General features: G+C 66.9%; 7 protein-coding genes. 3 read left to right on the top strand and 4 right to left on the bottom strand.

Features of this window, described 5'->3' with window-relative positions:
- Positions 1 to 264, bottom strand: a 264-nt coding sequence (locus ASF34_RS22020) for a transposase (protein ID WP_443136517.1), incomplete at its 3' end; no start/stop codon positions are given.
- 307 nt (positions 265 to 571) lie between these two features.
- Here ASF34_RS22020 and ASF34_RS04030 point away from each other — a divergent pair.
- The 3 genes from ASF34_RS04030 (at position 572) to ASF34_RS04025 (ending at position 3059) form a co-directional block, all read left to right on the top strand.
- Positions 572 to 1681, top strand: a complete 1110-nt coding sequence (locus ASF34_RS04030) for an aromatic ring-hydroxylating oxygenase subunit alpha (protein WP_056145804.1) — start codon at positions 572 to 574, stop codon at positions 1679 to 1681.
- 67 nt (positions 1682 to 1748) lie between these two features.
- Positions 1749 to 1949 carry a hypothetical protein gene (locus tag ASF34_RS22650; protein WP_147833033.1) on the top strand — a complete coding sequence of 67 codons (201 nt, stop codon included), beginning with the start codon at positions 1749 to 1751 and terminating at the stop codon, positions 1947 to 1949.
- A gap of 45 nt (positions 1950 to 1994) precedes the next feature.
- Entirely contained in the window at positions 1995 to 3059 is a 1065-nt protein-coding gene (locus tag ASF34_RS04025) for an MBL fold metallo-hydrolase (RefSeq protein WP_056159007.1), read from the top strand.
- Between the two features lie 20 nt (positions 3060 to 3079).
- Here ASF34_RS04025 and hslU read toward each other — a convergent pair whose 3' ends face one another.
- From hslU to hslV, 3 genes are all read right to left on the bottom strand, one after another.
- Positions 3080 to 4393 carry an ATP-dependent protease ATPase subunit HslU gene (hslU, locus tag ASF34_RS04020; protein WP_056158796.1) on the bottom strand — a complete coding sequence of 438 codons (1314 nt, stop codon included), beginning with the start codon at positions 4391 to 4393 and terminating at the stop codon, positions 3080 to 3082.
- Between the two features lie 205 nt (positions 4394 to 4598).
- Positions 4599 to 6224, bottom strand: a complete 1626-nt coding sequence (locus ASF34_RS04015) for a methyl-accepting chemotaxis protein (protein ID WP_244478875.1) — start codon at positions 6222 to 6224, stop codon at positions 4599 to 4601.
- A gap of 131 nt (positions 6225 to 6355) precedes the next feature.
- On the bottom strand, positions 6356 to 6892 hold the full coding sequence (hslV, locus tag ASF34_RS04010; RefSeq protein WP_056158791.1) for an ATP-dependent protease subunit HslV: 537 nt from the start codon (positions 6890 to 6892) through the stop codon (positions 6356 to 6358).
- Positions 6893 to 6940: the final 48 nt, after the last annotated feature.

Genomic DNA, 6940 nt, shown 5'->3' with positions numbered 1-6940 from the left:
CCGGTCGAGTTCACGCCGCAGACGGGCAATCTCGGCCGCCTGATCGGACCGCGATGACACCGGGCTCATCGGCGCGGTTCCTGGCAATCCCGCTGTCCGCGGTGGTGGGGAGCCTCCCATCAGTGCCGAGCGCCACTGCCTCAGCATCGAGGGTTGGATCCCGAGTTCGGCCGCGATCTGCATCTGCGGCCGGCCGCTGCTTTCCAGCAGGGCCACCGCCTCGCGTTTGAACTCTGGCGTGACACCAAAGGTGCAGCGAAGCAAACTCGCGTCTCGTCTTGGMCATCAAACACCTTCCCCGCCCGCAAGGAGCGTATCAGAGGTGTTCGCGAAACCGGGGGAGGATCAGGCAAACCTCCGGCTTGCCAAAGCGAATCACATCGCTCCCGACCGCGCAAACCCGTCAGTCCTCACCCGTGCCGATTGGTATAATTCGACTGGTCCCTTACACTTGTGGCCACCGCCGTCGCCGAGGCGTAAGACGAGGCGCCCTCCGCCACGTATCGTCCTGCGCCCGACCGGCCGGGGCATCGCCGGAGACGCGTTCGCCTCAGGACAATCGCGGCCCATCATGCTCTCATCCCCGCCGCCCCAGGCGAAGGCCGATACGGCAAAGAACCCGGCGACCGACGAAGCGGCCCTCGACCCGGACGCCATGCGCCAGCCCCTGCCTGACGCGTTCTACTGCGTCGGCCGCGCCGACACGCTGAAACCCGGCAGCCTGCGTGCGGTCGAACTCAATGGCGAGCAGATCGTCCTCGGCCGCGACAAGGCCGGAGCCGCCTTCGCCATGCGCGACCGCTGCCCTCACCGGGGCATGGCCCTGTCGAAGGGACGCTTCGATGGCGACGCCGTGACCTGTCCCTTCCATGGTTGGCGCTTCGGCACCGACGGGCGCTGCCGCGACGTGCCCACCCTGTCCTCGGCGGATGCGGCGGATTTCACCCGGATCACGGTCCAGCGCTTTCCCATTCGCGAGAGCGCCGGCTTCGTCTGGGTGAACCCCTATCTCGGGCCGCCGGGCGGCGACCTGCCGCCCCTGCCGGAACTCGGGTTCGAGGCGGCGGGCTCCCTGGTGGTCGAACTCGTGGTGGAGGCCTCGTTCGACCTCACCACATTGAGCCTCGTCGACCCCGGCCACGTGGCCTTCGTCCACGATTCCTGGTGGTTCCGCCCGTCGAAAGAGCTTCGGGAGAAGGTGAAGACCTTCACGCCGACGCCGCACGGCTTCACCATGTCGAGCCATGCCACCACGACCAGTTCGCCGGTCTACAAGCTGCTCGGCGGCGTACCGGAGGTGGAGATCGAGTTCCGCCTGCCCGGCGTGCGGCTAGAGCGGATCGAGGCCGGGCCGAAGCGCGTGGCGAACTACACGTTCGCGACACCGCTCACCCACAACCGTACCATGCTGACGAACGCTCTCTACTGGAACATGCCGGTCCTCAACCTGCTGAAGCCCCTGGCGCGCCCGCTGATGCGGCAGTTCCTGACCCAGGACCAGCAGGTGCTCCAGCACGCCCAGGCCGGTCTCGACCGCAAGCCGACGATGGTGCTGTTCGGCCAGAGCGATCTGCCGTCGCAATGGTATTTCCGCCTCAAGCGCGAAGCCCTCCAGGCGGCCCGCGAGGCGCGGTCCTTCCGCAATCCGCTGGTGCAGCAGGAATTGCGCTGGCGGTCCTGAAACTTTTCGGCTCTCCGCCCCGTAGCTCGTCCCTTCAGACCGATGCTTTCGGGAAGGAGCGAGACCGTTGCCGCATTTCGTCGTTCGCCGCAGTCGCATGGGGCGATTCAACTTCACGCTCATCGGTGCGCATGGGCGGATCACCGGCGTCGTCGCCATTCCGACCGAGAACAAGACCCGCGAGGAAGTCGAGGTCGAAGCCCATCGGAAGATCCGCGCCCTCGCCGGAGAGCTGGTGGCCGTGATGCCCAAGGACTGCGAAGCCTGACGGAGGGCGTCTTGATTGCGCGGCGGCCACCGCCATCTCGGAACGATGAAACGGCAAAGCCTTCTCGCGACCCTCTCCGCGCTCACCGTCATGACGCTCGGCGGCGTCGGCTACGCGGCGCACCGGCGCAGCAAGGGCCGTAACCCGTATTACAGCGGCCTGGTGACCGATCATTTCGACGGGCTGCAGTTCCACGGCGTCGATCAGCCGGCGGACAAGGTGCTGGGAGACATCCTGCGCTGGAAGCGGGAGCGGGCCGGGGTCGCTTGGCCGGCTTCGTTTCCGAGCCCCTTCGACGATACGCCGCCGGAACGGGTGGAGGGCTTACGCGTGTCGTTCATCGGCCATGCGAGCTACCTGTTCCAGGTCGGCCGCCGCAACATCCTCGTCGACCCAGTCTACGCCCAGCGCGCCAGCCCCCTCTCCGTGGCGGGTCCGAAACGGGTCAATCCGCCGGGCATCGCCTTCGATGCGCTTCCGCCCATCGACGTCGTGCTGATCACCCACAACCATTACGACCATCTCGACGGACCGACGGTGGCCCGGCTCTGGCAACGGCATCAGCCCCTGATCGTGGCGCCGCTGGGCAACGACAGCATCCTGCGGTCCTTCGACGATACGATGCATGTGGAGACATGCGACTGGGGCCAGTCCGTCGATCTCGGCGGCGGGCTCACGTTACACATGACCCCCGCCAATCACTGGTCGGCCAGGGGCCTGAACGACAAGCGCATGGCGCTATGGTGCTCCTACGTCCTGACCAGCCCGTCCGGCGTCATCTACCATTCCGGGGATACCGGTCTCGCCGATGGCGCGATCTTCCGCGATGCCCGCGACCGCTTCGGTCCCCCGCGCCTCGCTACCCTGCCGATCGGGGCCTACGAGCCGCGCTGGTTCATGAAGGGCCAGCACATGAACCCGGCCGACGCCGTCGTGGCGGCCGGACTGCTCGGGGCGGACCAGATGCTCGGCCACCATTGGGGCACGTTCCGCCTCACCGACGAGGGAATCGAGGAGCCGGTGGAGGCGCTGCTGGCGGCCTGCGAAGCGGAAGGGATCGACCCGGCCCGCTTCATTCCGCTGCGACCCGGCCAAGTCTGGTCGGTCTGACGGACGGACGCAGCCTCAGACTACAGGATGAACCGGCTGAGATCCGCGTTCGCGGCGAGGCTCTCCACCCGTTCGCGGACATAGGCGGCGTCGATCGCGACGGTCTCTCCCGACCGGTCGGTGGCGGTGAAGGAGATGTCGTCGATCACCCGCTCCAGCACGGTCTGGAGCCGGCGCGCGCCGATATTCTCCACCGAATTGTTCACCTCGACGGCGACCCGCGCGAGCGCGTCCACGGCATCGTCGGTGAAATCGAGGGTCACGCCTTCCGTCGCCATCAGCGCCACGGTCTGTTTCAGCAGGCTCGCCTCGGTGGTGGTGAGGATCTGCTTGAAATCCTCCACGGTGAGGGGTTGCAACTCGACCCGGATCGGCAGGCGGCCCTGCAGTTCCGGCAGGAGATCGGACGGTTTAGAGACGTGGAAGGCGCCGCTGGCGATGAACAGGATATGGTCGGTCTTCACCGGACCGTGCTTCGTCGCCACCGTGGTTCCCTCGATCAGGGGCAGCAGATCGCGTTGCACGCCCTCGCGGGACACGTCGGCCGATGAGCGGCCTTCCTTGGCGCAGATCTTGTCGATCTCGTCGAGGAAGACGATGCCGTTGTTCTCGACCTCGCGGATCGCCTCCTGTGTGAGGGATTCCGTATCCACCAGCTTGTCGGATTCCTCGGCGAGGAGGGGGGCGTAGGCCTCGCGCACCGTCATCCGCTTCGGCTTGCCCTTCTGGCCGCCGAGCGCCTTGCCGAGCATGTCGCCGAGATTGACCGCCCCCATGGACGCGCCAGGCATCCCCGGGATCTCGAACATCGGCAGGCCGGAGGGCGATCCGCCCGACAGCTCGATCTCGACCTCCTTGTCGTCGAGTTCGCTGGCCCTCAGCTTCTTGCGGAAACTGTCGCGGGTGGCCTGGCCGGATGTCGGCCCGACCAGGGCATCGAGGATACGCGACTCCGCCGCCGCCTCGGCCTTCGCCTGGACCGAGCGTCGCTTCTCCTCGCGCTTGAGGCCGATGCCCACCTCCACGAGGTCGCGCACGATCTGCTCGACGTCGCGGCCGACATAGCCGACCTCCGTGAACTTCGTCGCCTCGATCTTGAGGAACGGCGCGCCGGCGAGCTTGGCCAGCCGGCGGGCGATCTCGGTCTTCCCGCAGCCCGTGGGGCCGATCATGAGAATGTTCTTGGGCGCCACCTCCTCCCGCAGGGGACCGACGAGCTGCTGCCGGCGCCAGCGGTTGCGCAGGGCGATGGCGACAGCGCGCTTGGCCTCGTGCTGGCCGACGATGAACCGATCGAGCTCGGAGACGATTTCGCGGGGGGAGAAGGTTGTCATCACGCTCCGGTCGGATGCGGCAGCTGCGCTGCCCGAGAAGAGGGGAGGGCGCGCTTTCGATCCGTACGGATGCGCCACCCGCCGGAACGCGAATGGGGCGAGCCGAAGGCGGAACCATGTGGGCGGGTCGGCATGGGATCGAGATCGTGCACAGTCTCGATTTAAGCGTCGGCGGCCTTCCTTTCCAGATGCATCGGGACGGCGCTCAGGCGGCCCGAATGCCGCGGACGAAGCCATCGACCTCGTGTCCGAGGCTGAGGGACTGGCGCGTCAGATGCTCGGCGGCGGCCAGCACCTGTGATGCGCCGGCTCCGGTCTGAACCGCCGCGACCTGAACATCCGCGATGGTTTCGGTGACGGCCTGGGTCCCGCGCGCGGCATCGTTGACGCTGCGGGCGATCTCCTGCGTCGCCACCTGTTGCTGTTCCACCGCCGCCGCGACGCCCATCGCGATGGTATGGACGCTGCCGATGGTGGAGCCGATCTCTTCGATGGCGCTCACCGTATCGCGGGTGGCCTCCTGGATCGTCGCGATCTGCGCGGTGATCTCGTCCGTCGCCTTCGCGGTCTGGGCGGCGAGCCCCTTCACCTCGGCCGCGACCACCGCGAAGCCGCGACCGGCCTCGCCCGCGCGGGCCGCCTCGATGGTGGCGTTGAGGGCGAGCAGGTTGGTCTGGCTGGCGATGGTCGAGATCAGGGCGACCACGTCGCCGATGCGGGATGCGCTGTCGGCGAGGACCCGGACACGCTCCGTAGTCCGGCGCGCGCTGTCCACCGCGCCGGCGGCGGCGGCGGATGTCTGGGACACCTGGGCGCCGATCTCGTTGGCGGTGGCGGCGAGTTCCTCGGTGGCCGCTGCGACGGCCTGAACATTCATGGCGGTCTCGTTGGCGGCGTTCATCACGGCGGTGGATTGACGGTTGGTCTGGTCGGCATTGGCCGCCATCGAGCGGGCGGTGAGCTCCATTTCGGCGGCCGAACCGGCCAGGGTCTCGACCAAGTTTCCGACGCTGCCCTGGAAGCGATCCGCGAGTTCGTTTCTCTCGCCACGGCGACGCTGGGACGCGATACCGGCGGCTTGGTCCTGGCTGGCGCGCAGGTCCGCCGCCTCTTTCATCGTCGCCGAGAAGACCTGCATGCTGGTCCAGATCTCGCCGATCTCGTCGCGCCGGGGTTTCATCGCCGGCAAGGCCAGGTCCCCTTCGGACAGTCGGCGGATCGCCTGGGAGACGCCGGCCAGGGGACGGGCGATCTCGCGATTGCCCACGAAGCCGCCGATCAGCAGGCCGCCGAGGGTACCGCCCACGGCCAGGAACAGCAGGAGCTGGAAACGCTCCGCATAGAGGGAGTCGGTCGATCGATCGATCGCCTCGACCTCCGCGGCAGCAGTGCCAACGAGTCTGTCGATGCTGTCCTGGAAGGCCTGGCGGTTGGCCCGATTGGCCTCGTTGAAGCCCTGATCGGCCGCGGCCTTCGGCGAAACTTCGGTGCCGAGCCGCCCCAACTCGTTGCGCAGGATCGTGAAGCTCGCAGCATCGGCCAGAATCTTGTCGAAGGCCGCACGTTCGCTCGCCGGCACGCGCGGGGCCCAGCTTTTGAGCAAGGCATTCATGGCGTCGAGGTTCTTCTTGAGGCGAACTTCGTATTTCTTGGCGTCCTGAGTGTCCTTGGCAGCATAGATGCCGCGAGACTCGACGACGACACTGGTCACGATCTGGTTGAGGTTGGCCGCGTCGAGCGCCCGCTGGGACGCGAGTTTCGCATCCGTCAGGGCGGTGTTGAACGTTTGCAGCGACAGGATGCTGATCGTGGCAACGACGAGCGTCACCATTGAGCAGATCCCTACGAAAGCGAGAAGTTTTGCCCTGATGCGCATTGCCGTCGACCAGATCTGAAGGAAGTCAGGTCTCAGCGCTAGGGGAATATCGACAAGGTTGAGTTAATCCGGCCATCAATCCGGCATTAAGATGCAGAAATTTCGAGCTGCTCGATGACGAGATTGCCGTTCGTGTAGACGCAGATTTCCGCCGCGATGCCCAGTGCCTTACGGACGATCGCCTCCGCGTCGTGCTCACCATCCTCGAGTGCGCGGGCCGCGGCCAAGGCGTAATTCCCCCCCGATCCGATCGCCATGACGCCGCCTTCCGGCTCGAGCACGTCACCGGCGCCGGAAAGAAGCAGGCTGACATCCTTGTCCGCCACCAGCATCATCGCTTCGAGGCGGCGCAGGTAGCGGTCGGTGCGCCAATCCTTGGTGAGCTCGACGCAGGCGCGGGTCAGCTGCCCCGGATACTGATCGAGCTTGGCTTCAAGCCGCTCGAACAGGGTGAAGGCATCGGCCGTCGCCCCGGCGAATCCGCCGATGACGGCGCCCTTGGCGAGGCGGCGCACCTTGCGGGCGTTGCCCTTCACGATGGTCTGGCCGAGGCTGACCTGCCCGTCGCCGCCGATGACCACCTTGCCGCCCTTGCGGACCATCAGGATCGTAGTGGCGTGCATTTGCGGCGGGCCGGATCGGTCGTGGGACAAGGCGTCTCTCCAAAGATT

Origin of the sequence: Methylobacterium sp. Leaf106, assembly GCF_001422895.1 — a bacterium.
Lineage (GTDB): Bacteria > Pseudomonadota > Alphaproteobacteria > Rhizobiales > Beijerinckiaceae > Methylobacterium > Methylobacterium bullatum.
The sequence above is the reverse complement of the archived record's forward strand: the minus strand, read 5'-3'. Positions and strand labels throughout refer to the sequence as shown.

Coding starts and splice junctions, on each gene's coding strand:
- hslV (WP_056158791.1), bottom strand. CDS start 6,892: ATGCACGCCACTACGATCCTGATGGTCCGCAAGGGCGGCAAGGTGGTC.
- hslU (WP_056158796.1), bottom strand. CDS start 4,393: ATGACAACCTTCTCCCCCCGCGAAATCGTCTCCGAGCTCGATCGGTTC.
- ASF34_RS04030 (WP_056145804.1), top strand. CDS start 572: ATGCTCTCATCCCCGCCGCCCCAGGCGAAGGCCGATACGGCAAAGAAC.
- ASF34_RS04015 (WP_244478875.1), bottom strand. CDS start 6,224: ATGGTGACGCTCGTCGTTGCCACGATCAGCATCCTGTCGCTGCAAACG.
- ASF34_RS04025 (WP_056159007.1), top strand. CDS start 1,995: ATGAAACGGCAAAGCCTTCTCGCGACCCTCTCCGCGCTCACCGTCATG.